The sequence below is a fragment of the Streptomyces sp. NPDC001292 genome (assembly GCF_042896465.1).
Taxonomy (GTDB): domain Bacteria; phylum Actinomycetota; class Actinomycetes; order Streptomycetales; family Streptomycetaceae; genus Streptomyces.
In genome coordinates, this window is record NZ_JBIAXG010000049.1 from 1 (window position 1) to 24,122 (window position 24,122).

Annotated in this window: 22 protein-coding genes and 2 pseudogenes; 3 read left to right on the forward strand and 21 right to left on the reverse strand. The window is 69.9% G+C overall.

The window, feature by feature from the left end; genetic code table 11:
- The first annotated feature begins 94 nt into the window (after positions 1-94).
- Together ACFY4A_RS35090 and ACFY4A_RS35095 are read left to right on the forward strand one after the other, a co-directional pair.
- Complete coding sequence (locus tag ACFY4A_RS35090; RefSeq protein ID WP_390833366.1) at positions 95-604, forward strand: DUF6545 domain-containing protein; 510 nt, start codon at positions 95-97, stop codon at positions 602-604.
- A complete protein-coding gene (locus ACFY4A_RS35095; protein WP_390833367.1) occupies positions 601-2,049 on the forward strand; it encodes an amidase family protein in 1,449 nt (482 codons plus the stop codon). The genes ACFY4A_RS35090 and ACFY4A_RS35095 overlap by 4 nt, the downstream gene beginning before the upstream one ends.
- Here ACFY4A_RS35095 and ACFY4A_RS35100 read toward each other — a convergent pair.
- The 18 genes and pseudogenes from ACFY4A_RS35100 to ACFY4A_RS35185 form a co-directional block, all read right to left on the reverse strand.
- The gene (locus ACFY4A_RS35100) at positions 2,027-2,545 is read right to left on the reverse strand and encodes an ATP-binding protein (protein ID WP_055493681.1); all 519 of its coding nucleotides are present in this window, start codon (positions 2,543-2,545) and stop codon (positions 2,027-2,029) included. The two genes, ACFY4A_RS35095 and ACFY4A_RS35100, sit on opposite strands and share 23 nt — an antisense overlap.
- 39 nt (positions 2,546-2,584) lie before the next feature.
- Positions 2,585-3,220, reverse strand: coding sequence for a M15 family metallopeptidase (locus ACFY4A_RS35105; protein ID WP_254586655.1), 636 nt, complete (start codon positions 3,218-3,220; stop codon positions 2,585-2,587).
- A 75-nt stretch (positions 3,221-3,295) separates the two neighbouring features.
- Positions 3,296-3,484 (reverse strand): annotated as a pseudogene (locus ACFY4A_RS35110) (NUDIX hydrolase); the annotation flags it as partial.
- 14 nt (positions 3,485-3,498) lie between these two features.
- Positions 3,499-4,326, reverse strand: a complete 828-nt coding sequence (locus ACFY4A_RS35115) for an NUDIX domain-containing protein (protein WP_390833368.1) — start codon at positions 4,324-4,326, stop codon at positions 3,499-3,501.
- 132 nt (positions 4,327-4,458) lie between these two features.
- Complete coding sequence (locus tag ACFY4A_RS35120; RefSeq protein ID WP_254586648.1) at positions 4,459-5,532, reverse strand: NUDIX hydrolase; 1,074 nt, start codon at positions 5,530-5,532, stop codon at positions 4,459-4,461.
- Between the two features lie 374 nt (positions 5,533-5,906).
- Positions 5,907-6,521: a GFA family protein gene (locus tag ACFY4A_RS35125; RefSeq protein ID WP_390833369.1), complete on the reverse strand. Its 615-nt coding sequence runs from the start codon at positions 6,519-6,521 to the stop codon at positions 5,907-5,909.
- A 190-nt stretch (positions 6,522-6,711) separates the two neighbouring features.
- On the reverse strand, positions 6,712-9,036 hold the full coding sequence (gene fxlM, locus ACFY4A_RS35130; protein ID WP_390833370.1) for a methyltransferase, FxLD system: 2,325 nt from the start codon (positions 9,034-9,036) through the stop codon (positions 6,712-6,714).
- A 50-nt stretch (positions 9,037-9,086) separates the two neighbouring features.
- On the reverse strand, positions 9,087-10,466 hold the full coding sequence (locus tag ACFY4A_RS35135; RefSeq protein ID WP_390833371.1) for a phosphotransferase: 1,380 nt from the start codon (positions 10,464-10,466) through the stop codon (positions 9,087-9,089).
- Positions 10,463-10,852, reverse strand: coding sequence for a hypothetical protein (locus ACFY4A_RS35140; protein WP_390833408.1), 390 nt, complete (start codon positions 10,850-10,852; stop codon positions 10,463-10,465). Before ACFY4A_RS35140 ends, ACFY4A_RS35135 begins: the two co-directional genes overlap by 4 nt.
- Positions 10,853-10,867: 15 nt before the next feature.
- Positions 10,868-11,299 (reverse strand): annotated as a pseudogene (locus ACFY4A_RS35145) (class I SAM-dependent methyltransferase); the annotation flags it as partial.
- Positions 11,296-11,724, reverse strand: coding sequence for an HIT family protein (locus ACFY4A_RS35150; RefSeq protein ID WP_390833372.1), 429 nt, complete (start codon positions 11,722-11,724; stop codon positions 11,296-11,298). The gene ACFY4A_RS35150 and the pseudogene ACFY4A_RS35145, both read right to left, overlap by 4 nt.
- Positions 11,725-11,825: 101 nt before the next feature.
- Positions 11,826-13,058, reverse strand: coding sequence for a methyltransferase domain-containing protein (locus ACFY4A_RS35155; RefSeq protein ID WP_390833373.1), 1,233 nt, complete (start codon positions 13,056-13,058; stop codon positions 11,826-11,828).
- A 191-nt stretch (positions 13,059-13,249) separates the two neighbouring features.
- Positions 13,250-13,699 (reverse strand): NUDIX domain-containing protein, encoded by a 450-nt coding sequence (locus ACFY4A_RS35160; RefSeq protein WP_390833374.1) that lies wholly within the window; start codon positions 13,697-13,699, stop codon positions 13,250-13,252.
- The gene (locus ACFY4A_RS35165) at positions 13,696-15,087 is read right to left on the reverse strand and encodes an MFS transporter (protein WP_390833375.1); all 1,392 of its coding nucleotides are present in this window, start codon (positions 15,085-15,087) and stop codon (positions 13,696-13,698) included. The genes ACFY4A_RS35160 and ACFY4A_RS35165 overlap by 4 nt, the downstream gene beginning before the upstream one ends.
- 276 nt (positions 15,088-15,363) lie before the next feature.
- The gene (locus ACFY4A_RS35170) at positions 15,364-17,232 is read right to left on the reverse strand and encodes an ABC transporter ATP-binding protein (protein ID WP_390833376.1); all 1,869 of its coding nucleotides are present in this window, start codon (positions 17,230-17,232) and stop codon (positions 15,364-15,366) included.
- A 577-nt stretch (positions 17,233-17,809) separates the two neighbouring features.
- Positions 17,810-18,907 carry a DNA-3-methyladenine glycosylase family protein gene (locus ACFY4A_RS35175; RefSeq protein ID WP_390833377.1) on the reverse strand — a complete coding sequence of 366 codons (1,098 nt, stop codon included), beginning with the start codon at positions 18,905-18,907 and terminating at the stop codon, positions 17,810-17,812.
- On the reverse strand, positions 18,904-19,371 hold the full coding sequence (locus tag ACFY4A_RS35180) for an NUDIX domain-containing protein (RefSeq protein WP_390833378.1): 468 nt from the start codon (positions 19,369-19,371) through the stop codon (positions 18,904-18,906). Before ACFY4A_RS35180 ends, ACFY4A_RS35175 begins: the two co-directional genes overlap by 4 nt.
- Positions 19,372-19,841: 470 nt before the next feature.
- Complete coding sequence (locus tag ACFY4A_RS35185; RefSeq protein ID WP_390833379.1) at positions 19,842-21,050, reverse strand: hypothetical protein; 1,209 nt, start codon at positions 21,048-21,050, stop codon at positions 19,842-19,844.
- 166 nt (positions 21,051-21,216) lie between these two features.
- On the opposite strand from ACFY4A_RS35185, the gene ACFY4A_RS35190 reads away from it, so the two are divergent.
- The gene (locus ACFY4A_RS35190; protein WP_176945002.1) at positions 21,217-21,723 is read left to right on the forward strand and encodes an NUDIX domain-containing protein; all 507 of its coding nucleotides are present in this window, start codon (positions 21,217-21,219) and stop codon (positions 21,721-21,723) included.
- 20 nt (positions 21,724-21,743) lie between these two features.
- On the opposite strand, the gene ACFY4A_RS35195 is transcribed toward ACFY4A_RS35190, so the two are convergent.
- The 3 genes from ACFY4A_RS35195 to ACFY4A_RS35205 are packed head-to-tail and all read right to left on the reverse strand — an operon-like array spanning position 21,744 to position 24,121.
- Positions 21,744-22,289, reverse strand: a complete 546-nt coding sequence (locus ACFY4A_RS35195; protein WP_390833380.1) for an NUDIX hydrolase — start codon at positions 22,287-22,289, stop codon at positions 21,744-21,746.
- On the reverse strand, positions 22,286-23,131 hold the full coding sequence (locus ACFY4A_RS35200) for a class I SAM-dependent methyltransferase (RefSeq protein ID WP_222995839.1): 846 nt from the start codon (positions 23,129-23,131) through the stop codon (positions 22,286-22,288). The genes ACFY4A_RS35195 and ACFY4A_RS35200 overlap by 4 nt, the downstream gene beginning before the upstream one ends.
- A gap of 60 nt (positions 23,132-23,191) precedes the next feature.
- A complete protein-coding gene (locus tag ACFY4A_RS35205) occupies positions 23,192-24,121 on the reverse strand; it encodes a DUF2797 domain-containing protein (protein WP_390833381.1) in 930 nt (309 codons plus the stop codon).
- Position 24,122 lies beyond the last annotated feature (1 nt).

Genomic DNA, 24,122 nt, shown 5'->3' on the forward strand with positions numbered 1-24,122 from the left:
GGCAGGTCGGGACCCCGGGCCCGCCGCCCGACCGCAATCAATCACACCGATCACGACCGACCGGCCAATTGCCCGTTACTGACCCACGCTCCTAGTGCCCACCATCAACGATCAGGCTCAGAGCCTCCAGTACCGGATCAAGGAATACCGCAGCTACTACGGCCTACGCCCCCTGTGGCTGGCGTTCTACAGCGAGGCGCCCGAGATCGCACTGCCGATCGACCGAGTCGACCCGGCCCAGAGGCGCCGCTTCCGCAGCATCTCGATCCGGCTCTACCGCCGAGCAGTCGAGATCAGAGACGGACGGTTCGTGATCCGTCAGTACCTTGATGCCGCAGTCCGCGAAGCCAGCGAAGCCCGCCACCGGGCCCGAGGGCTTCACGGACAAGAGCTGTCCGCGGCCGTCACCGCCGACCAGATCCTCGCCGGAATCGCCGCCCGGGCAGCCGGTACCCGCCCGGAGACCGACCAGCTCACCGAGTTCGCCGACTCCGAACGCCAGACCAGCAGGCCCATGGACGACATCGACGCTCTCCTCGACGTCGCGCGCCACCTGCCCCGCCAGCCCGCACGAGCCCCCCACCTTGAGCAGGTCTCTGCATGACGACCGACCTCACCCACCAGCCCGCCCACGTCCAGCTCCAGGCCCTGGATCGCCGCGAGATCTCCAGCCGCGAACTGCTCGACCTCCACCTGGCGCAGATCGACGCCAGCCAGATCAACGCCGTCGTCACCCGCGACGACAGCACGGCCCGAGCCGTCGCACACGCAGCCGACGAACGCCGCGCCCGCAACGAGAGCACCGGCATCCTCGACGGCCTTCCCCTCACGATCAAGGACAGCTTCGAGACGGCCGGCCTGCGCACCACCAGCGGTGCCGAGGACCTCGCCGATCACGTTCCCGCACACGACGCCGACGCCGTCGCCCGGCTCCGCCACCAAGGCGCCGTCATCATGGGCAAGACCAATACCCCGGCGTACTGCCAAGACCTGCACACCGACAACGTCCTGTTCGGCCCCACGCTTAACCCGCATGATCCCAAGCGCACTACCGGCGGCTCCTCCGGCGGCCCCGCCGCAGCAGTCGCCGCCCGTCTGACCCCCGCCGACCTCGGCAGCGACCTCGCCGGCTCCCTGCGGCTCCCCGCCCACTACTGCGGTGTCTACGGCCTGCGCCCCACGCAGGGACTCATCCCAGCCCGCGGCCACGTCCCTCGCCCGCCGGGGTGGATCACCAGCAGCGACATGGTCACCCCCGGCCCCCTGGCCCGGCACCCCCGAGACCTCGACCTGCTCCTCGCCGCACTGACGACACCGTCACCCGACGAGAACAACCCCTGGAGCGTCACGCTGCCCACGGCGCAACGCGAGATCGGCCAGCTCCGCGTGGCAGTGTGGGCCGACGACGCGAGCTGCTCAGTCGACCGCAACACCGCCGATGCTCTCGCCGCCGTCGAACGGACGCTGACCTCCGCCGGCGCGAGTGTCCGCCACACCACGGGGCCGGTCGGCTTCGCTGACTCTCTGCGCCTCTTCGAGCAGCTCCTTTACGCCACCACGACCGCAGCCACCGACGACGACGCCGGCGCCGCCGAACTCGCCGCTGCCCGTGACCTGCACACGGACGATGCGAGCCCTCGAGCCGCCTTCCTCCGCCACCGAACGCAGACACACCGTGTCTGGCTCCGCGCCAACGAGGAGCGCCACCGCCTCCGGCAGACGTGGCACCGGTTCTTCGCCGACGCCCAGCACGACGTCCTCATTACGCCCGCCGCTCCTACGGCGGCGATCCCGGCCGGGAGCCGCTCTCTCGTGGTCGACGGCGTTGAGCGGAGCTTCTTCGACCAGACCGGCTGGGCCAATCTGACCAGCCACGTCGGTCTGCCCAGCCTGGTCATGCCTGCTGCGCGTAGCGCCGATGGCCTCCCGATCGGTGTGCAGCTGGTAGGACCGGCCTATTCGGAGCGGTCCTTGCTCGTGATGGCCGAGCACCTGGCGCCTCTGCTCGGCGGGACGGCCGGGGGCGTCATCGGATCATGGAGCGGATGACCTCTGCGTCGCCGTTGTAGGTGATGACGGCACCTTCATCGTCGGTAGGCGGTTCGAACCGAGCGAAGAAGTCGTCCAAGGCTTCGGAAGTCACGTTCAAGGCATTGGCGTCCTTGCGCTGGTTGCGCGCGGCGAGGCGCCGCAGGAGCTCCTCCCTGGAGGCCGGCAGGTAGACGAGCAGCGGGAGTGCGCCCGCGGCCCGGACTGTCTTCTTCCATTCCTCGCGATCGGAACGACGCCACAGGCCGTGGTCGAGGACGACGGCACGGCCCGCGCGCAGGTGCTCCGTGAGCTGCGCACGTACCGTCTCGACCGCAGGAGCCTCGCGCTCGAAATACCCGTGCTCGGGGTAGTCGACCCCATACCGGCCGTGGAGGCGGTGGACCTCCTCGTCAACGCTGAGGCGGACAAGGCCCGTCGCGGCGAGGGCCTGTGCAAGGTGCGTCTTGCCGGAGCCGGTGATCCCGATGAGCAGGACGGCGGTCGGCTTGCTCACGATGTCGCGCTCCCTCGCGGTACTGCTGATAGCTGCTGCTTACGTGCGGTCGCGTGGTCCGTAGACCGCGGCTGCCTGGCCGGTGTGGAGGGCCCAGTATCGGTCTCCATAGCTGAAATGCCACCACTCCGTTGGATAGTTCACAAAACCGGCGGCTGACATGACGCGGCAGAGCGTGTCGCGATGGGCCCGGGCAGCGCCGCTGATCGAGTTCGCGCGGGTGTAGCAGGCGCCGTCGCTTTCCTCTGGGGAGGCGTTCATCCTCGTCCCCATGTCGACCTCCTGGCCGTCCGAGGCCGCGAGGGTCAGGTCGACGGCCGCGCCGGCGCTGTGCGGCGCGATCTCCGGTGGGGAGACGTAGCGGCTTGCGGCCTCGTGGACGCGGCTGTCGCTCCAGTCGGGGTTTCCGCGACGCAGCTCGGTCGCGTACTCCTCGAAGTACGCCCGCTGGAGCGCCGGAGGCCGGTACCCCTCGACGACGAGCAGGCGGAACTCAGTGGGAAGCAGTCGCTGGGCGTGTTCCAGGCGCTCGATGAGCCCGTGCCGCAGGTGCGCGAAGTGGCCGTCGGGGTCCTGCTTGCGTTGATCGACGAGGAACAGGCCGGACGCCCGTATGTCGATGAGTTCCTCGCCGCAGTCCTGAACAGGGATGGCGGCGACCCGAGGGTCGGACATCAGCACGATCTTCAACTACGTCTCCTTCGACAGTAAAAGATGAGCGGTGCCGCAGGCGTACGAGGGTGCTGGCGGTCAGGCCAGGCCGTCGCCCGGCATGGCCGCTGGTCCGGATGCGAAACGCGTGGAGTGCGCTGGTGAGTGGTCGATGGCCAAGTCGGGCCGCCATGCGGTGAGGATCTGGGCGCTGCACACGAACAGGCTGTCGGGGAGCTGATCGAGCGGGTGCCAAGCCCAGTCGCCGACGCTTTCGTCCGGCTGGGTGGGTGCGCTCGGGATCAGGTGTGCGTGGTGAGGTAGGCGGGGCCTTCGCCACGACGGGCCCGTTCGATGGCGTCGAGGCGAGCGAAGGCGCGCGGCGCCATCAGGCCCTGCCAGGTGGCGAGGTCGTGCACGGCCCACATGTCGTGCTCGGCGGGATCGAGTCGGATCCGACCGAGCTGCTCTGCGGTGAGCCGGCCTCCGTCGAAGATGAGCCCTACCTTGTTCAGCGGCAGGCGGGGCCCGGCGTGCAGGAAGTGCGTCAGGAGTAGCTTCGGCGTATCCAGGCCCAGTTCGAGGCCAGTCTCTTCGACCGCTTCGCGGCGAGCGGTTTGCAGCGGGTCCTCTCCTTGGGCGTCCAGGTTGCCGCCCGGGAACTGCCAGAGGCGCGAGCCGTAGACCGAGCGCAGTTGAACCGGCCGGTCGTGTTCGTCGCGGATGTACAGGCAGCCGTACACCGTATGGTGGGGGACGGTCTGCGCGTACTGCGCGGGCGTCATCGGCATCGGTCGGCCTGGCCGTGCAGGGCGGTGGTCGAATGCGAAGGCGAGGACGCCGAGGCCCTCCTTGGCTGGCGGGTAGATGCTGCGCAGGTTGGCGAGCAGTTCTCCGGGCGGCCCGTTCGGGTCGATGCGCCGAAGGTCCTCTGAACTGAGCAGATCCTCGAAGGAGGGGTACGGGGTGATCCGTTGCACGATGACGTCGAGCTCCCGGCCTGTGTCGCGGTCGTGGAAGACGACCGTGTCACCGACGGCAACGGCGCGCTTCTGCGGGGTGGCCGCCCTCACTTCGATCGTCTTGCGCCCTGCCTCTACTTGACGGTAGTACCGCGGGAGCAGGTGCATGTGGTGCTCCCGCGGTCCACCTCCTGTCGCCGGGCTCGGGACAGATGAGATCGCCTGTTGGGTGTCGTCAGGCACGCGTGCCTCCGATCGATGGTCTGGCTGGTCCAGAGTTGAAAAGGGCGGTCGCTCGTGTCAGCTCAGCCGCATCCCCTCCGCAGGGACTTCGTCGATTGCGGTGGGGCGAGCGGTGGGCAGGCCCCAACGCTCTCGGGCTGTCTCAGCGGCGAGTCGGGCTTGCCGCGCTCCTGGCGGCCCCCATCCCAGAAGGGCAGCTGCCTGGGCGGGGGTTGCGAGCAGGCGTGCGAAGGGGTGGCCGGTGGCGGGGTCGACGGTCGCCGGCCCGATATCGGTGACCCGGGCGGCTAGGCGGAGCCGGGCGTTGGGGCCCACTCCGCCGTAGACCTCGCCGGTCTCGTCCAGCACCCAGCCCAGTCGCACCGGGTCGGTCAGGGTGAGCTGGGCTTCCTCGGCGGCTTCGCGGTGGAGGGTGTCCTCGGGTGTCGTGTCGGTCCTTTCCACAGTGCCGCCTGGCAGCATGGGCAGCGCGCCCCGGGGGCTTGGGTCGGCGACGAGGACGACCCGGCCGTCGGGCACGAAGCACCACGCCCAGGCTTGCTGCACGGGGAGCCGTTCAGGGACAGGGTCACGGTTGAGGGGGCTGTCCCACAGGGGCCGGTAGCGGACGTGGACGTCATGGCGGTCCAGGGGTGGGATATCGAGGATGTGCCGGCCGTCGGCGAGGTGGGCGGTGGCGGTGTTCCCGAGGCGGGCACGGTAGGCGGCGAGCATGATCTGCCCGTCCACGGGGCGCAGCCGCTGCATCGCGTCCCGCGTTTCGAGGAAGGCGTACTCGGATAGTTCCTCGCGCGGCAGGCGGATCGCCTTCGCCTGGTCAGGGGTGAGGGTTCCGCCGTCGAAGACGTAGCGGATCTCTCCGGGGCATGGGATGCCGCGCCGGATGGCGGCGTGGTGTGACGAGAGGGAGTGGACGGCGAGCACGCTCGCCAGGGGCAGGTTCGGCAGACCCAGTTCTTCGGTGATCTCGCGTCGGCAGGCGTCGTGCGGGTGTTCGCCGGGTTCAACGATCCCTCCGGGCAAGAGCCACCGGTCGTCCTCATGGTAGGTGGGGTGTACCAGCAGGACGCGGCCGACCTGGTCGGTGACGATCGCGGCGGCGCCGAGCCACACCGCATGCCGGGAGGACACGGCGTACTGCGCTGCCGAGAGGGCAGCCCGGGGTGCAACGCGATCCGAAGGAGAAGCGGGGGAGGCCACGTGGCTCTGCCTTTCAGGACGGTGGGCGGGCGTGTCATGGCGCGGACGGGGGAGCGTGGATCAGGCGGCGCCGCCGCTCCGTCGCTGCAGCTCCCACTAGGACTGGAACAGCCTCGGTTCCTGGGTGAGTTGGTCGTAGGTGCTCTCCTGGGTGATCCGTCCTTCGTCCAGGACGCCGATCCGGTTGCCGATGGCCACGTTGGTGAGTCGCGTTGGCCGCAGGGGTGTGGACCGTGCTGCCGATCGGCGTCCGCCAGCGGACGACCGGCACGCCTGGGCCGGCTTCGGCAGCCCGGCGACGGACATCAGCCGCCCGGCGTGCGGGCTAGTGATGAACCGGACGGTAGCGTGGCCGCGGACCGGGGCGGTTCTGGGGCGAGAGTGATCTTCATCCACGGAACGGCGTTCTCTCGGAAGGAATGCCCAACGGGCTCGATACCGCGTTGGTGGGGGAGGTCGAGACTGAAGCCGGTCACCATGATCATGTCCGTGGAGTCAGCGACGGAGATCAGGTGGGTGCCGCAGCGGGGGCAGAACCCGCGGCGAAGGTCTGGCCATGTCGCGTACCAGGTCGGTTCACCGCCGGGGCCTGTCCAGGCCAGCCCGTTCTTGTGGAAGCCGACCCAGAGTACGGCTGGACCGCCGGAGATCCGGGTTTCATGAGGACATGAACACAGATGGGGATCATCCGGGAGGCCGCTTACCTCGTATGAGATGTCACCGCACTGGCATCGGCCGGTTCGGATCTCTGGGGCCAAGAGGGTGACAGCCTGTTCGGTGGCTTCGGATCCGTCGGCTTGCTGGCTGTCGGACACCAGGCGGGACGGTGTGTGCATCAGCACCGGGTCACCGGAAGGACCGCGTGTGGTGTTGCAGATTTCGCGCTCGGCTTGTTCGGAGAGGCGGGTCGTCTCGGCCATGGATCTCCTCGAGGAAACGGGATGCGGACGGCAGGGTCGTGGAGGCTTCTAGCAGGTGCAGGGATAGATGAGGGGTGGGACTCGACGCCCGTGAGCCGGGGTTCCGTCGGGCTCACGTATGCCGGACATAGCAGGCCGTCCCGGTCCGGCGCGCTTCAGCGCCAGCCCCACGTCTTTCGTCCGGCCGGGTCTACGGTGAAGGCACACGGCCCGGCCACTGGAACACGAGGCGGCTGTGGGGCTTGTCCAGGACGTCCCCGGCGGGTAGCTGGCCGTCGGGGGTGCTAGCCGGGTGAACGGTCAGGACAGGGTCGCTTTGCTTGCCGTCGTTCGTGCGTACGTCGCGGTCCCAGGCTCTCACCGTGGCCGCCAGCTGCTCGGCGAGCTGCGGGCCGTGCTGTCCGAAGGCATGGACGACCCACTCCCACTCCTTTTCCGCAGGGCTGTCAGCGCGCCGGGTCTGGACGTGGATGAGGTAGGCCAGTGAGGCGTCGCCGAGGATCGCCGGCGCATCGCCGTCCTTCGCGATCTGGGTGACGCCGGTGCCTTTGTCCCGGTGGGCGGACAGACGGACGAAGCCTGGCAATGTGGTGGCCGCGTAGAGCTGCAGCGAGCCGAAGTAGAAGCCCGCCCCCATGGTGACCCCGGTGGCGACCTGGTGGCGCGGCCCGCGCAGCGCCTCTTCCAATCCCTTCGTCGAGGCGGGGGTGCCGTCTTCGAATCGGAGCTTCAGCTCGCCGTCGAGGAGGTCCACGGCCGGGATAGGGCGGGCGTGTTCGCCCTGGGCGCGGAGGAATCCGCAGTGCGTGAACTTCCGCGCGTGCAGTACCTCGCAGCGTCGCTCGAACGCGATCGCCCGGGTGTATCCGTGGATTTCGAGGGGCAGGACTAGGCGCCCGCCCTCAGCTACCTGCTCCCGCCAGGAGGGGGAGATGTCCCAGGAGTTGTAGGTGATCACGATTGCGTCGAAGCCGCCGCGCGGTACGAGGTGTGAGGGGGCGCCGAGTGCCGCATCGCCCTGGAACGCGGTGACACGGCCGCTGCCGGCCTCTGTGGTCAACCGCCGGGTGCGGTGTACGACGTAGGGGTCGATGTCGCCGGTGACCACCCTGCCCGTGGGGCCGGCCACATGGGCGATGAGCTCGGCGTTGTAGCCGCCGGATCCCGCCTCGAACACGATCGCTCCCGGCTTCAGGCACAGGCTTTGGAGCATGTCGGCCTGGAGCCAGGCAGCGGACACCGAACTGGTCGCCTTCCCCGTCTCGTCGCGGCGGGTGACGACGGCCCGGTCGCCGCCGTCGTACGCGGTCTTCAGGGCTTTCTCGGGGACGAAGCGGTGCCGGGGCACCGTGCGCAGCGCCTGCTGTACCGGTTCGGAGGGCGCCCAGCCGCCGTCGATGACCGTCTGGGTCATCTGCTGGCGCAGCCGGACAGCTTCGGCCGGTTCACCGGGCACGGGCGGCTGGTCGATCGCGAGCGGATAGGAGTGGACCGGTGCAAGGCCAGGAATAACCCCGGGCCAGGTCGCGCCCAGGGCCTGCGCGGCTGGAGCGAACACGGGACCGAGGCAGGCCACGGCGTGCAGGTCATGCCACTCCCACCGGTCGAACAACTGCCGTTCTCGGTTGGCGAGGGTGCCGGACCATGCGGTGATACGGACGACCGCGGTGAGCCGCGGCACGCCGTGGCTGTCGTCGGCCAGCATCGTGACCACGTGCGCGTCCGAGGCCGAGGCGGTCAGGCCCGTCTCCTCGGCCAGTTCCCGAACCGCCGCCGCTTCGAAGGACTCCGCACCACTGGTCTTCCCGCCGGGAAGTTCCCACATGCCCCGGCGCGAGCGGCCGAGCAGGACCCGGCCGGCCTCGTCGGTGACGACCGCAAGGGCGCCTGTCACAGCCAGACCGGTGGGCGGTCGCTGTCGCTCCACCGCCCGGGTGCCGGTGTGGCACGGGCCGCGCAGGACCAGGACAGCGAGCTGGTCCGCCTCCAGCCGCTCGACGGTCTCCCAGCCTTCGGCGAGCAGGCGGACCTCGTCCTCGTCGAGGGCGATGTCCCGTCGTTCGGCCGGGGTGTGCTCGACCACGGGGGTGATGGCCACAAGCGTGCCGCCGGGCCGCAGTCGTTCACCGAGCCCGTGCAGGACGCGGCTGCGATCGCGCAGGAAGGGGTACATCAGCCGCATGGTGACCAGGTCGTAGCCGTCCTCGTGCAGATCTGCCGGGTCGTCGCGCTCGATGTCCAGGCAGATCCAGCGCACCCGCTCGACGTCGGCGTGTTCGTCCCGGGCCCGGGCGAGAGCACTGTCGGCGAAGTCGACGGCGTCCACCGTGTAGCCGAGGGAGGAAAGGTAGGCGGCCAGGCTGCCGGTGCCGCAGCCCACATCGAGCGCCCGGCCGCCGCCATCGGGAACGGGAGCGTGCTCGGCGAGCAGGGCCCGCTCGCGCTCACCGAGTTCCCGGAACCCCTTGCCGTCGGCATAGTGCTGCTGCCACTGGTCGCGGACGACGTACGCCACGGGCGTGCTCCTCAACTGCTCTTCAGCTGGTGGGTGGTGTGGTGTGCTGGTCAAAGACGGTCCGTTGCGCGGAGCCGGGCCAGGGTGCGGCGGCCTCGCTCGACGAGTTCCGGATCGCCGTGGGCGGCGCCGTATTGGATGCCGGAGACGGCATCCAATACGGACAGGACGACCAGGTGCTCTTCTTCGGCGAGGGACAGGGGGCGGCCGTAGCCGGTCATCAGGGCCTCGTGCAGGTCCGGCCGGCCGTGCCAGGCGTCGGACAGGCGGACGAAGTCCCTGACGGCCGGACCGTGTTCGCTTCTTTCGAAGTCGATCACGTACAACGTGCCAGTCGTCTTCTCCCAGCGAAGGTTCCGCCGCTGGAAGTCGCCGTGCGTGGGAACCCTCTCCAGTGCCGGCAGACCTGCTGCCCCCTTTGTGGTGGCGCGGATGAATGCCTCGTCCCCGGGCTCAAGGTAGGCGCGTGCGCCGTCCAGGTGCCGTTCCAGCTTCTCAAGTGGCATGGAGTCGGGGAGGGACGGCAGTGCCGGGGCGCTGCGGTGGATGGTTGCCGCGAGCTGCCCGATGCGGTGGAAGATCCGTCGCTCTTGTTCGGGTGGGTGGACGGCGCCGTGCAGAGAACGGCCTGGCACCGCGGTGAGGACGACGGCCCGTAGTGATTCATCGGCGGCCATCAGCCGGGGTGCCATCGGGCCCAGACGGGGGACCCAGCTGCGGAAGGCGGCCACCTCGCGCTGGTGGAAGCGGTCGTTCTGGTGGGTCTTGACGAACCACACCCCATCCTCGGCATCGCGTGCCCGCCACACCTGGCTGCCCTTACGTGCCCAGGAGACATCCGTCCAGTCGGTGATCCGGCCGACCGCCCGCTCGACGAAGCCCCGCACCGCGTCCTCGGGCATCGTGCTGCCTGGGCCGGCGTGGGGGAGGAGGCGCAGCCGGTCGACGGCCGGGTCGTAGGCGATGGGATCGCCGGGCTCCTGGAAGTGCAGGGCGAGCCGGGCTCCGGCCCGGTAGGCGTCCAGCCCGGCCCGGCAGTAGGCCACCATCGGCTGTGGCAGCGCGTCGAGCGGGAACCAGGCCATGGCGTCGCACCGGTCCGGCTCCATGACGCGGGGGCTGCCACGCCAGTGCCGGACCTCGAAGAAGAACCCCACGCGCGTGCCCCCGCCGGGGGAACGGTGGTGCACGGTGACGGCCGCGCGGACATCAGCGGGGTCGACGAGGACGCCCGTCTCCTCTCCGGTCTCCCGCACGAGCGCGGTGACGACATCCTCTCCGGGGTCGAGGTGACCAGATGGGAGGTGCCAAAGCCCTGTCGCGTAGACGTCGCCGGCCCGCCGGGACAGGAGCACTTCGGTGCCGGCCTCGGTATCGCGGACCGCGACCAGGTGCACGTCCAGCGGCTCGGTGTGCCGCCCCCCGCTCACCGGTCACCGCCGGGGCGGCGGGCGAGCAGCACGGTGAACACAGCGTCCTCAATGAGCCCTTCATTTCGTCCGTGTTCCTCCAGCAGCAAATGAGCCTCCTGCTCGAACCGTGCGTGCAGATCGCCGAAGAGCGCCGGGCGGGCGAAGCTCGTGCTGCGCAGATAGCCGACCACAGCTGCGGGTGTCCACCTGCGGCGGACTGGGAACCGGTGCTCGGTGACGTCGCTGAACGCGGACTCGGCGAGGTCGTCCTCGTAACGGCGCACCGGCTCTGTGTACGCCCCAGCGGTGCCGGCCCGTCGCTCGGGGCCGAGGTAGGACTGGATGAGCCGCTTCAGCTCCGTCGTCCATTGCGTTGGGTGGGTCCAGAGGCTGCCATCCCCCATGATCGCCATGCTGGCCCCGGGAGCGGTGACGCGGTCGGCCATCGAGAGGACTGCGGGCCGAGGCATCCAGTGAAACGCCCGCGCGCAGGTGACCAGGTCTGCTCGGTAGCCGTCGAACGGCGGCGTGAAGTCTTCGGCTCCGACGCGGTGGAAGCCAGCGGGGCAGTCACCTAGGAGCGGGGCGAGGGTTTCAGCGGCCTCGCGGAGCATCCCTGCGTCCGGATCCACTAAGTCCAGGCGGGCCACATGCGCAAGAGCGGGGAGCAGCGCAGCTGCAACCTGCCCGGTCCCGGAGCCGAGATCGAGCACGACAGGCCGGGCGGCACCTCTCACTGTGCCGGCGAGTAGGCGGACCGCTTCGGACGGGATGCCCGGCCGGTATCGGGCGTAATCGGCCGCAGCAGAGGCGAACAGGTCCCCGGACTCTTCTTCCGGGCGGCCCGTCATGCCTGCTCCAGCAGCGCGCGCAGCGCGGCGGCGTCCGCCTGGAGCTGTTCTTCGTCCTGGCGGTTTGTATCTAGGGCCGTCCACGGGAGCGGCCCGCCTGGCGCCGGGTCGGCGTGGTCGGCGTAGCGGGGAACGATGTGGGTGTGGAGGTGGGGCACCACGTTGCCGAGGGTGGAGTAGTTCATCTTCATCGGCTGGTAGAACGCCGTCAGGGCCTTGCCGAGCGTGAGGGTGTCGGCCCAGTACGCGGCGGCCTGGGCGTCTGAGAGGTCGGTGGGCTCGGCGACGTGCGGTGCGCCGCGGTGAATGAGTACGCAGTAGCCCCGGACCTGGCCCGAGCGCCACAGGTAGGCGTTGGCCACTTCGCCCTGGTGGAGCAGGATGCCCCAGCCGATGTCTTCGGCGGCGAAGTCGTTGTCACACATGGGGCAGCCCTGGCCGTCGCGGTGGCGGAGGAATTCCTCGGACCACCCGGCCGGTCGACTGGGGCCGTCGGCGGGCGGGGGAACGGGTTGCCGTTGCTGGGTCATGGACAACTCCCGAGCGATGGAGACGTCTGGTGGGGGACGGCGGCGAGCGGGGGCAGCGTCCAGGTGAGGGCCATCCGGCCGGGACCGGAGGCGACGCGCTGCGGGCCCCCGCCGTCCGGAATATCGACCCGGTACGTGTCCGGACGGCCCGCCCGCTCCCAAGCGTCGTGGACGTTTTCGAGTTCGGCCCACACGTCACGCGGCCCGTGCACGCGGACCGTGCCGTCGCCGGGGCCGGCCACCGCCCAGGAATCCTCCTTCGGGGCGACGATGGTCATCGTGTCGGCCTGGAAATCCCTGATCAAGCCCGGTGCCAGGTACGCGGCGGCGATCCAGAAGCCGTAGGCGTCATCGTCGGGCGGCGCGAGCCGGGTTGGGCGCGGTCGGCCGGGGTCGGCCTTGACCTGGGGACGGTGGTTCACGGCGGTGAGCCACTCGTAGCCGAGCAGGGGCCGGTGGCCGCGCGGCCGGCCCGTCAGCACCGCCTGAAGCCTGCCCTTCATCGTGCGGGTGGCGCGCATCTGGCCGGGCCAGCTGGGCGTTCTGGTCACGAGCGTGGTCAGCAGCGTTCCGCCGGGGCCGAGCTGCTCCACCCAGGCCAGCGGGATGCAGGGCACGCCGATGCCGGAATGGATCCGGTCATACGGTGCCCCGGTGGCGTGTCCGTTGAGCGCGTCACCTTCGACGACCGTCGCTTCCAGCCCGAGCCGGTCCAGGTTCCGCTGGGCGAATACGCTCATGTGCGGATCGCGTTCGACCCCGGTGGCACGGCCAGGGCCCGTGATGGCAGCGGCGAGCGCCAGGGAGATCCCCGGACCCGAACCAAGGTCCAGGAACCGCTGCCCGCAGTCCAGTTGGAGGCATTGCAACACCTCGATGGTGGCAGGGGCGTAGGTGCTCATGGAGGTCATGTGGCCGCCGGTCACCGGTCCCCGGCGAAGGGCGTCCAGCGGCTCGCCGTCGCGCTGGAGCAGGACGGAGTCGCCGCTGTGGACGAGGTCGAGCCACTCCGCTTGGTCGTCGGGGTGCGAGCCGTCGAGGAGCCGCCAGTCGATCGGATCCGCGCCTGGGCCGCTGACCCGGACGTACGCGTGGGGGAGGAGCACTTCCCGCCGCACACGTAGGAGGGCATCGCGCAGACGCGGGTCGGTCAGCACGCCGTCGGCGACGAGGCGGTCGACCATCGCGGTGCGGGCGGCGGTCGTTGCGGCGAGCAGGTCAGCGGACATCCTCGGACGCTGGGACGTGCTCGATGCAGAACCCTCTCCTTGTTCCTGACCGGTTGGGCCTACGGCCGTCCTTGCAGTGCTTGCGCCGGGAGGTGCGGGTGTATCTGGGATCTGTGCGCGGTGGTTGCAAGAGGAGTCCGGCTGTTGGGCGGCTTCGGGACCAGGCCGGTGCGTGTCCATTTCCGGGGCGCTCACTTCTGCCGCTCCCAACCGATCTCGGTATACAGCCGGCCGGCACGAATCCCCTCGATGGCTGCTCGGGTGTAGGGAACGGTCGGCTCCGGCAGGCGGTCGACAGGCCACCAGGCCCAACGGAGGCACTTGTCCGGCTCCAGCACGCGGGGCTCGCCCTCCCACCGGCTGGCCTGGAAGAAGAAGCCCACGCGCGGGACGGCGTCCTCGTGGTCGAGGAGGTGCACCGTATGAACGAGGATGAGGTCCTCCTCGGCGACGACCAGCTTCGCCTCCTCCATCGCCTCCCGTGCCACGCAGGTCCGGGCCGGTTCTCGTTCCACATGGCCGGCGAGCAGATGCCACTGGCCGCCCGCGTATGACGAATCCGGGTGCCGCTGCCCGAGCAGCACCATGCCGTCCCGCTCCAGGTACAGGTGGCCGCCGATCACGTTCAGTTCCGCGCTCACGCCGTACCACCTCCGCCCACCGCGGGATTGCGCTGTCCGTCGCCGGCGGGGGCGGCGCCGGGTGGAGGTGAGAGGGTGGGGACGGGTGGTTGCATGAGTGGATCTCCTGGATGGGAGGGGGCGGGCTGGGCTCCGGGCATCTGGCGGAGGCCGCGTAGTGGGGAGCGGTAGAGGACCATGAGGGGGACGAGGAGCAGGCAGGTGCCGACGATCAGGGTGGGCCGTACGCCGATCCGTGTCCCGAGGCCGCCAGCGACCAGGGCGGCCACCGGCCGGGCGCCTGAGGTGAGCCAGGTGCTCACGGCCTGCATGCGGGCCTGCATGTCATCGGCGGTGACGACCTGACGAATGGAGCGCTGGGTGGTTCCCGCCGCCGCGGCGCAGGCCAGCTGGAGAAACAGGGCGGCGCCGATCCCGGTCTGCCAGGCCGGGGCTGGGGAAGCGAGCAGCAGCGGGATCTGGGTGAGCGGGGTGAGCGCGAGCGCGACGAGCATCATCGGCCCGGGCCCGTACCGTCGCGCGAGGGCTGGCGCGGCAAGCGCTCCTGCCGCCGCGCCGAGGGCTCCCAGCCCCAGGACCACGCCGAAGGCGGTCGGGCTCATCGAAAGGGACTTGAGCAGGTACAGGGCCCACAGGGTGTTGAGGAGTGCCAGGGCGGCCGAGGTAGTCGCGTTGACCAGGGTCAGCGTGCGCAGCCGGTGGTCACGGCTTACGTACCGCAGGCCCTCACCGATCTCGATGTGCAGACGGTCGCTTCCTGCTCGCGCCCGGGCGGTCTCGCGAGTCTGGATGCGGGCGGTGCACCAGGCGCTGACGAGGTAGGAGCCGACGTCACCGAGCAGTGCCCGGGCCGGTCCGAGGAGCGCGGTCAGGGCGGCGCCGAGGTTGCTGCCGGCGGTGGCGGCGACGGCGAACAGGGCGCCGATACGGCTGTTGCTCCGTTGGATCAGGGACCGGTCGACCAAGCCGGGCAGGAGACTGATCGCTGCGGCATCATGCAGCACCCCTGCCGCACCCTGCACCGCAGCGACCACCATGAGCTGAGCCAGGGACAGCCTGTCCAGCGCCGCCGCTGCGGGCACGCTGGCCAGCGCGGCGGCACTGACCAGATCTCCGGTGATCATCTGCTTCCGCTTGGAGTACCGGTCGGCCAGCGCTCCGGCGTGCAGCGCCAGAAGGGCGGGCGGGAGTTGGCCCATGAACGTGATCCAGGCAACCCGGGCAGGGCTGGCATCCAGTACGAGAACGGCCAGCACGGGCAGGGCCATCGCGCTGATCGAGCTGCCGGCCACACTGGCGGCCTGGCCGGTCAGGTACCGACGGAAGTCCTGGTGCCGCCACAGCGACGTCCGTCCGGCCGACGAGACGCGGTCATACGAGGAGGACACGACCTACCCCCTCGGCTCCCGTCGGGCGCACGCCCGGCACGACCGTGGATGCGTGATCTTGTTGCTCGGGCATCCCAGGCACCGCAGTGTCCACGCCCGGGTCGCTGCCCCGGATACAGCCGCGGAGCAGAAACCCCTTCCGCCGCAGAAGGGGGGCGTCAGATGGCTGTGGGCCGGTCAGCACATCGGCATCCGGACGGGCAAGCATGGCGGTGTGCTGTGTGCTCACGGCGGCGGACAGGTCTGTGAGCACGATGCTCTTCCGCGGGCGTGTGCTCATGCGGACGCCTGCCGCTGTTCGTCATCGTCCCGGGCATCCGAGGAGAGCTGGCACGACAGCAGCTGTCGGAACAGACCTGGTTGCTCGGCAAGCTCTTCGTAGGTGCCCTCCTGCACGACCCTGCCCTCGTCGAGAACGACGATCCGGTCGGCTACGGCGACGCTGGTGATGCGGTGGGTCACCAGCAGTACCACCCGGTCCCGGGCAAGGCCCCGTAGCCGCTGGAAAATCCGGTACTCGGCAAGCGGATCGAGGTTCGCGGTCGGCTCGTCAAGAACCAAAAGCCCCGCCTGGCGGAAGAACGCCCGCCCGAGAGCGATGCGCTGCCACTGGCCCCCGCTCAGTTCCTCCCCGTTGAGCCACTCGCGGGCGAGAAGGGTGTCCAACCCGGCGCCGAGCTTGTCGACGACCTCGTCGGCGCCAGCGGCCTCACACGCCTCGCGTACCGCTGCGTCCCCACGCGCCGTGGGCTGCCCGAGGGTGATGTTCTCCCGCACCGTCAACGGCCAACGCGCGTACGTCTGTGGCACCAGAGCCACCTGCTGCCACAGCGCCTGCGGATCGGAGTCGCCGGTGGGAACGCCGTCCCACAGCACCTGCCCCTCGGTGGGCAGGTACAGGCCACTGATCAATTTCGACAGCGTCGACTTACCCGAGCCGTTGAAGCCGACAAGGGCGGTGACCTCGCCCTGGCGAAGGGTGAGTGTCACGTCGGACAGAGCGTCTTGGTTCTTGCCCGCGTACCGGTGTGTGACCGACTTGATCTCGATCTTCTTCGGCGGCCCCGGGCGATGCGTGCCCCGGCGCATGCGGAACCCTCCGGCCTTGTCCAGGAAGCCGCTCCAGTCGTCCATGTATAGGCCCGTGCGCACGGCGCGCGCCCCTACCGAGACCAGACCGCGGACCGACTGGCCCACCGTCTGCAAGGCGAACACAGCCGTCCCGGCGTGTCCGACGCTGATGCGGCCGGTGGCCAGCAGCCACACGACCGCCGCCCATACGACCGCCGAACCCACGCCGCCGCACAGCGCGCCGATCAGGGACATGCGGGCCCCCTTGTCGGCTGCGGCGCGGTCCTCGCGGTTGATCCGGGCGACCGTCTGCCGATACCGGTCGGAGAGGAAGGCGGCCATGGTGCTGGCACGGATCTGGTCGGCGGCCTCCTTGGTGTAGATGTGCCAGCGCAGGATCGACAGCATCCGCAGGTCGCCGTTGCTGCGCAGATTCGCCAGGTATCGCACACGTGCGGCGCTGACCTGGGCCAGGGCCTGCGGCAGGCTGGCCGCGACCAGAAGTGGGAGAAGGATCCAGTGCACGCCGGCCAGCACGATCGCTCCAGCGACGAAGGAGGCCGACGAGGCGATCAGGTCCTGCCCCTCGTCGATCAGGTTCCCGGTGACTTGCGCCCCGCGGTCGGCGGCTTCGCGGTCGTGGTTGAAGTCGGGGTCGTCATAGGCGCACAGCTCCACCTCGGCGCAGCCGGTGAGCAGCATCTGCTCGGCCTCGCGCGACATCAGTGGGCCCAACCGGGAAGACAGCCAGGAGACGGTGATCCCCAGAAGGGCGCGTACGCCGGCGGTGCCGGCCAGCAGGGCCACGGACGGCCACGCCTGAAGAAGCTTTTGGTAGACGTCTCCGCTGGTCAGCAGGGCGGTCAGGGTGCCGCTGATGGCGACTAGGCCGAGGGCTTGCATCACGCCGGTGACGGCCTGGCACAGCAGGAGACCGATGGTCGCTCGGCGGTCGACCCGCCATGCGAGAGCCAGTGACCGGCGTACCAGCTGCGGCAGCCGCCGGGCCATATCGCGCATCCTGATCGAACGGCCGGCCGCTTCACGGCTGCCCGTCAGATCGACATACCGCATCTGAGGCTCCCTGGCAGCCGTTTCCGATGGCTCATCCGGCTCGGCTGTAGAGGACGCGTCGGGCCCGGTCGTCGGTCCGGGAGGCAACGAGGAGGGTGTGGACTCCAGCGGGGCGGTGCGCGGCCCCGGGATGTTGTCGGGTGATGCATCGGTGGGCTCACTCATGCTGCCCACCTCGTATCCGGTCGTGCTGCGCGCTGGGCGGCGGCGTCAACTTGCCGCCCGGATCGTGCGGAGCACGGGACAGCCGACATAGGACGTTCGAATGCGGCGATGGGATTCGCAGGGACGGGCACAGGGTTCACGGAGTCCTCCAGATGGACGCACGAGGGGTACTGGTGCTCTAACAACGGCCCCCGGACGGGTCTGTCACGGGCAGATCCGGGGCAGATAGTGGACGGATGTTCTATTGGGTGGCCGGGGCCAAGCGGGCCTTGTCGTGGGTCGCGCCTGTGTCGCTCGAACAGCTGGGATCACCCTTTCGAGGTATTGCGGGGGATCCCGTCAGGCGCGGTGCGGGCATGGCAACGAGGAGCAGCGGCGGCGGTGGCGTCCGCTGCTCTCGACCTGGGGCGGGTCAGGTTCCGGTCTGCTCCAGGGCCGCGTTCCATGCGGTGAGGGCGTCGGGGCCGGAACGCAGGAGCGGGGCGATGGGATTGGTCAGGTACTCGTGCTCGACGAGGTAGAGGCCGGCGGTGCCGGCGTAGCCGGGGAACAGTTCGTTGAGGCGGGTCATCACGGTCTCCGGCGCGGCGTCGTCAGCGTCGAGGAGGCGGCGCGCAAGGATCTTGCGGTTCCACACGTCGATGCCGAAAGCGGCAGGGTCGCGGGAAGCGTGGGAGGCAATTACCGCGGCGGTGTAGGGGCCCACTCCTTTGATTTCCTGGACGGCCTCTATCAGGTTTCCGGCAGCCTTGAGGTCCTCGGCGCTGTGGTCGCGGAAGTAGGCCGCGTAGTGCGGAAGGCTTTTGGCGCGAAAGCCCAGCCGGTCCCGTTCCTTCAGCGTCTCGGGCGGAACGTGGGCGATCTCGTCTGGGGTGAACCAGGCCCGCAGCGTGATCCCGTCGAAGTGGACGAGATGGCCGTAGTGGGCCAGCAAATTGCGGGTCATCTGGGCGGTGCGGCGGATGGTGACGTTCTGCAGCAGCAGGGCGATCACGGCGATCTCGAAGTGGTCCTCCGGGCACGACTGCCGCATCCCGCCCAGGGCTGCGAGTGCCTCGCGCATTGCGGGCACATGGGACGCGAGTTCCGCGAACGCCGCCTGGTCTTCGTCCAACCCGTATGAAGAGATGAGCCGGCGCGTCAGCTCCTCGCGGTCGGCGGGCTTGGAGTCATCGGCGGTGTAGATGTCGGCGATCACGGTGCGGTCCTCGGCATGCAGCCGGACTCCGACCACGAGGTCGCCGACTCGGAAGGTACGCCAGCTGCAGGACTCGGTGTGGGCTTCCAGGCCGGTGGCGTAGTGGGACGGCTTCCAGAAGGTGTGCAGGGCGTTGAACGGACCGTCGCCGGTGACGGGTAGTTCGAGGGTGTCGGTGTGGTCGAGGGTGCGGGGGTTCACGTCATGCTCCCGGGTGGCTGCCGTGGGTCGCAGGGGGCCGCCGAACAGCTCGTGTTCGGCGTCGGAGACCTGCGGATCGGCCATCGTGACCGGGCCGAAGAATCTCTTCACCGGGCGCCTCCCGCAGGCCAGTTGATGGCCCGGTAGGACGGGCCGTGGGTGAGCATGTGGAAGATGGTGGCGGTGTAGGGGTGACAGTCCGGCGACGGTCGTTCCATCGGCACCCAGAAGAGCCCTTCGTGCTTGTGTGGCTCGGCGTTGTACGGCTCACCCGTCCAGGACTGCGCCAGGAACACGGCGGTGATCCGGTCCAGGCCACCGTCGGAGTCGTGGTGGTGGATTAGCCCGCAGAACTCCTGCTGCTCAGCAGTGATATGGACCCCCACCTCCTCCATGGCATCGCGTCGCGCAGCATGGTCGAGTGGTTCGCCGACTTCGAGGTGGCCGCCCACGACAGTGAGCTGTCCCGGTGCGAGGGCGGCGTCCAGTGCGCGGCGTACGCACAGGGCGGCGCCGTTCGTACGGAGCAGGACCTGTGCCACGTCGGCGATCAGATGGTGAGGCGAGTCGCTCACGGGCGGCCCTCCTGTACCAGGCGTTCTACGGTGTGCCGACCGTTGGTCACGAGGGCACCGCCGTGCCGAAAGCTATGGGTGAGGACGGAGGACGAGAGAGGTGTGGGCTGCGTCATGCCAGGTACCTCGTATCCGGTCGTGACCTGTCGGCGAGCAGAGCTGCGCGACCGGAGGTGAGGCGAAGGCTGGCGCCCGAGGAGGTAGCGGCATTTTCGAACGCAGGATGAACGAGTCCAGGGCGGCGTACGGGATGCATGGGGACTCCTCGGGGCGAGATGCGGACAGGTGATCGGGTAACGGCGGGCCTGCTGTAGCCGTAACGGGTGGAGGGGGGCGAAATCTAGAACCTGATTTCGAATACAGGGCTCTCTCCTTGTGCGGTCGGTTGGGGCGGGCTGTGATGCAGTGTTCGATCACTCATGTGGGTTGCGCTACCTCCTGCGGGGGATTGCCGGGGGGCGCTTGATCAGTCATGGCGTGGCGAGGTCCGGGCGGAGGGCGATGGCGTCGCGAAGGAAGCTGCGCTTGGAGTAGAAGGTGTGCTCGGCGGTCCAACCGTGACTGGCGAGGTACTCGCAGAGCCAGCTGTCGATCCGCTTCATCTCGATGAGGATCTCGTCCTGGTGGTGGTCGAGGATGCTGCGTGAGCGGAGGTACTCCAGCTCGCACTGGGAGAGCACCACGTCGGGGGCCGCCAGGAGGGCGCAGCGGTCGAGGAAGATGCCGTAGACGTGTCCGGTGCGCAGCGACTCGCACTGGATGTCGTAACGGACGCGCTGGAAGGGCGGCATGGCCCGGACCTGGAGGTTCAGGTCTTCGCGCAGGAACGTCTCGAAGCGGTCGGGGGTGATGTCGAGGCCAGGGGTGAGTTCCTCGCGGCGGGCGAAGGCGTCCTCGGTGAACCACTTTCGTTTGAGCACGTGCCCGGCGGTGACGGTGGGGATGAAGGAGGCGTAGCCGATCTCGGGCTCGGGGCCGGTGACGTCGAACAGATGGTTCTCGGTGTGGTGGATCTGGAACTCTTCCCGGTACTCCGGACGGCAGCCTTCCAGCTTGCCGTCGCGCAGTGCCTTGAGCAGTTCCATGGACGCGGACCAGATGTCCGGTGCCGGGGCAAGGGTGTACTTGAACTCCAGCTCGGTGCCGGAGAAGTGCTTGCGGAAGTACCGCAGATGGTTGTTGAGCGCCGTGCTCGACTCTGCGTGCGCCGTCAGCACGGGGTCGAACCAGCGCAGTTCCTCGACCGGGCCGTGGCCGACTGGTTCCCGGGTGGTGCGGACGAAGCAGGCGTCCTCGGGATGGAAGCGGATCTGCGCGTACGCGTGGTAGCCGCCGCCGGGATGTTCAGCCAGGTAGCACAGCGGCACCAGGCCGGGGGTGTCCTCGGTACCGACCAGGCCGCGCAGGGCGCGACCGGCGATGGCGTCGGGGAACAGTTCGCCGCCGTCGATCCTGGCCGCCCCGAGCCGGGTGCCGCCGGGCTGCAGCGCTTCGGCCGGGCAGGGCCCCAGCGCGTTCCAGCGGACGATCACGGTGGTGGCCGGCCGGCATACCTCCTGCGGTGGCACCCGTACGAGCACGATCGGCTCGTCTGGTCGCCGTGGCGCGGTGCGGTTGAGGAGGCGGACGCCGCCGAGGACGACCCAGGCTCCCCGGTACGAGGGCTGCTCATCGTGCACGCTGGTCTCCTTCGTGTGAAGCGGGTGCCACGGGTGATCGCCCTGCAGCCCGAAGGGGCCACCGGGTCGGCCGGACCTCCCCGTATGGCTGCCTGCTCGTCGCTGCGACGTCCGGCCGGTTCGTCGGCCTAGGGTGGGGCGGGTGAGTCATGGTGAAGTTGGTCAGATGATCTTGGGCGAGGCTGTTGCGGATGCCCGCCTCGCCGCATGGGAGTTCGACGGTGCACGGGCCTGGCTGGAGGAAGCCCGCCGGCATCCCATGGAGCCGCTGGCGGCCGAGGTGTGGGTCACCGACCCTGCTTTCGAGCACGTCCTGCTGGTCAAGCACCGCGTGCGCGGATGGGTGCCGCCGGGCGGCAAGGTGGAGCCGGGCGAGGCGCCGCGTGCGGCGGCGGCACGAGAGCTGCTGGAGGAGACCGGCCTGCGCACCGAGTTGCTGCCCGAGCCCGCGGCCGTGGCGGTGCGTTCCTACCGGGCCGACTGGTCTCCGACCCTGGGCCTGTCCTACGCCGCGATCGTGGGACGCGACGTGCCGCTCGCCGGGGAGCAGAACCAGCCGGCGGCATGGTTCCGTCTGGACACAGGCTGGGACAGTGTCTTCCCCGAGGACCGCGAGCGGATCCGTGCGCACGCTCGCCGTCTGGCAGCCGGCCGGGCGGTCGGCTCCTGCTGAGGTAGGTCCCTGGCCGCCGTTCACAGGAGGGCCTCGATCCGGTCGAGGTCGGCCGAGGGCAGGGTGACGAGCTCAAGGTCGTGCAGGAAGCGGCACCACACCGGCTCCAGGCCGGGTTCGCGTTCGAACTCCTCACGGTCCAGGCATCCGTTGGCGTGCGCGGCGGTCCGCAGCGCGTGCTGCTGCAGCTGGGCTGGGTGGATCCACCGAGGGGCGCGGACCTCCCGGGGCGAGGGGCACAGCGACCCGGAAACCTCGGCCTGGAAGATCCACCAGTGGTGGCCGACCGGACCGTTGGGCGTGCGGTGGCAGTGGTTGGGGCGCCACTGGTTCAGCAGCAGGTGCAGGTGGGTGACGGTGAGACCGACCTCTTCGGTGACTTCGTCGCGGGCGGCCTGCTCGGGGCCGCCATGCTCGTCGACGTGGCCGGCGACCGGGGCGATTCCGGCCGGAGGAGTCGCCCGCTCGAACACCAGCAGGCCGCTCGGGGAGGAGATCAGTACCCCGACGCTTGCGTGGTCACAGAGGCGGGCCCCGCCGCCGGGAGCCGGGGCGGCCGGAGTCATGCGGCGGCCTTCGGCCGTTGGGCGACGACGACGAGCCAGCTCGTCACGGCCGGGGCATCGGGGGTGGTCATGGCGTAGGCGGTGTCGAGGATCTGCATCCGCTGGGCGTGGGTGAAGTCGCCTTCGGGCCGCGCGAAGACGGGGATGGACAGCCACGCCTTCTTCTCGGCCATGGTGCTGTGCTGGGCGGTGAGCTCTGTGCCGACGACCGTCAGTCCGGCTGCGGTCAGCTGCTCGGTGACTGTTTTCAGCGGCAGCTTCGGTGGCCTGTCCGCGTCGCGCGGCGGTGGGGTGTATCCGTGGGTCTCAGCGGCGACTTGGCGGATGAGGGCGTTTAGGGAAGGCCCGGTGCGGGTTGACAGTTCGTCGGGGTGCCGGACGCCGGCGAAGCCGCCGCCGATGTTGAAGACGAAGTGCCCGCCTGGGCGCAGGATGTGGGCGACGGCTGCGAACACTGCGGCGGTGTCGGTCTTCCAGATCGCGGAGTTGCACACTACGGCGTCGGCGCTGCTGGCGTGCAGGTGGTCGGCGAGCCGTTCGGCCGGGGAGGTGATCCAGGTCAGGCGGGCGTCGGTCAGGGTGCGGCGACCGACACGCTGCATTGCGGCGGCGTTGTCGACGGAGACGACCCGAGCGCGGGCCGGGATCAGGTCGAGGATCGCGCGGGCGGTCGCGCCGGCGCCGCCGCACAGGTCGACCACCAGGCTGGCGTTGGCCAGATGGCCTCGGCGGGCAAGGTCGCGGCTGGTCGCGTCGTACATGGGGTGGGCGCGGGTGAAGGCGTCGTACGCCTCGGCGTTGCTGTCCTCGTCCCAGCCGAGGATGGCGTCCTGGGGTGCCATGTTGCTGTGGCCTCGCTTCTCAGAGCGGCCCGGCAGTGCAGGCCGGGTGTTCGGGCAGGGTCAAAAGAGCGCGGACTGTACGGTGGCGGGCGGTGAGGAGAACTGTGCGCCGAGGACGATGCGCCGGCCCTTGAGGGTGCCGAGGTCGAGCAGGTAGGGCAGTTGTTCACCGTCGCCGTCGAGGGTGGCGAGGACCTGGGAGCCGAGGCAGGAGAGCACCGTCAGCCCGTGCTCACCGGAGCGTGGGTCGTGCGGGTACAAGGCGCGCCCGGTCTTCGGCGTCCGCAGCAGTTCGCCTTCGCCGGGCGGCGTCCACGGCTCCGGTGTGGCCGGGACGTTCAGGCCGCTCAGGGCCGCGGTGGCGCGGTCGAGGTGCTGATGGTGGGCGGCACCGGCCGGGGCGAGGTCGCGCAGCTCGGCCAGGGCCGTCAGCTTGGCCGCGGCCCGCACGGTCTGTGTCAGGCCGAGGTGGCGGGTGAGGGCATCCTCCAGGAACCGCACGGCGCGGCCGTCAGCACTCCGGGCGAGGTAGGTAGCGATCAGGGCACCCTGTTCGTCGAGGCGGGAGCGCTTACGGGGTTCGGCCGCGGTGCCGATCTTGGTGGTGCCGTCGGCGAACGTCGCCAGGTACAGCCAGTGCGGCTGGGCCATGTACGCCGCCAGGGCGTCGGGAACATGCCCGCCGGAGTGGAACCGGTGGGCGAAGCGGAAGTCGTCCCGCCCGGCGCAGGCCGGGCACTGTCCGCCGGCCTCGGCCGGGGCCCGGTCAGGGCAGGCGACCGCCTCGACGCGGACGCGGTCGGCGAACCGGTACCGGCCGGTGCACCACCGGCCGGTACCGCTCACCTGGTAACTCAGGCGCCTGCCCATGACCGGGGCGTAGACGAGTGGTCCGCCGGTCACGGGGGCGAGCAGAAGACGGGGGTCTGCGCTCGCCCAGGTGATGCCGTGACAGACGTATGTCCCGCTGGCGGGCAGGGCCTGGTCCATG

Excerpts from the sequence above, each read along its gene's own strand:
- ACFY4A_RS35095 (WP_390833367.1), top strand. The coding sequence starts at position 601 with ATGACGACCGACCTCACCCACCAGCCCGCCCACGTCCAGCTCCAGGCC.
- ACFY4A_RS35105 (WP_254586655.1), bottom strand. The coding sequence starts at position 3,220 with ATGTCCGACCCTCGGGTCGCCGCCATCCCTGTTCAGGACTGCGGCGAG.
- ACFY4A_RS35115 (WP_390833368.1), bottom strand. The coding sequence starts at position 4,326 with ATGCACCTGCTCCCGCGGTACTACCGTCAAGTAGAGGCAGGGCGCAAG.
- ACFY4A_RS35125 (WP_390833369.1), bottom strand. The coding sequence starts at position 6,521 with ATGGCCGAGACGACCCGCCTCTCCGAACAAGCCGAGCGCGAAATCTGC.
- ACFY4A_RS35140 (WP_390833408.1), bottom strand. The coding sequence starts at position 10,852 with ATGGGGGATGGCAGCCTCTGGACCCACCCAACGCAATGGACGACGGAG.
- ACFY4A_RS35150 (WP_390833372.1), bottom strand. The coding sequence starts at position 11,724 with ATGTGTGACAACGACTTCGCCGCCGAAGACATCGGCTGGGGCATCCTG.
- ACFY4A_RS35155 (WP_390833373.1), bottom strand. The coding sequence starts at position 13,058 with ATGTCCGCTGACCTGCTCGCCGCAACGACCGCCGCCCGCACCGCGATG.
- ACFY4A_RS35170 (WP_390833376.1), bottom strand. The coding sequence starts at position 17,232 with ATGCGGTATGTCGATCTGACGGGCAGCCGTGAAGCGGCCGGCCGTTCG.
- ACFY4A_RS35190 (WP_176945002.1), top strand. The coding sequence starts at position 21,217 with ATGATCTTGGGCGAGGCTGTTGCGGATGCCCGCCTCGCCGCATGGGAG.
- ACFY4A_RS35195 (WP_390833380.1), bottom strand. The coding sequence starts at position 22,289 with ATGACTCCGGCCGCCCCGGCTCCCGGCGGCGGGGCCCGCCTCTGTGAC.
- ACFY4A_RS35200 (WP_222995839.1), bottom strand. The coding sequence starts at position 23,131 with ATGGCACCCCAGGACGCCATCCTCGGCTGGGACGAGGACAGCAACGCC.
- ACFY4A_RS35205 (WP_390833381.1), bottom strand. The coding sequence starts at position 24,121 with ATGGACCAGGCCCTGCCCGCCAGCGGGACATACGTCTGTCACGGCATC.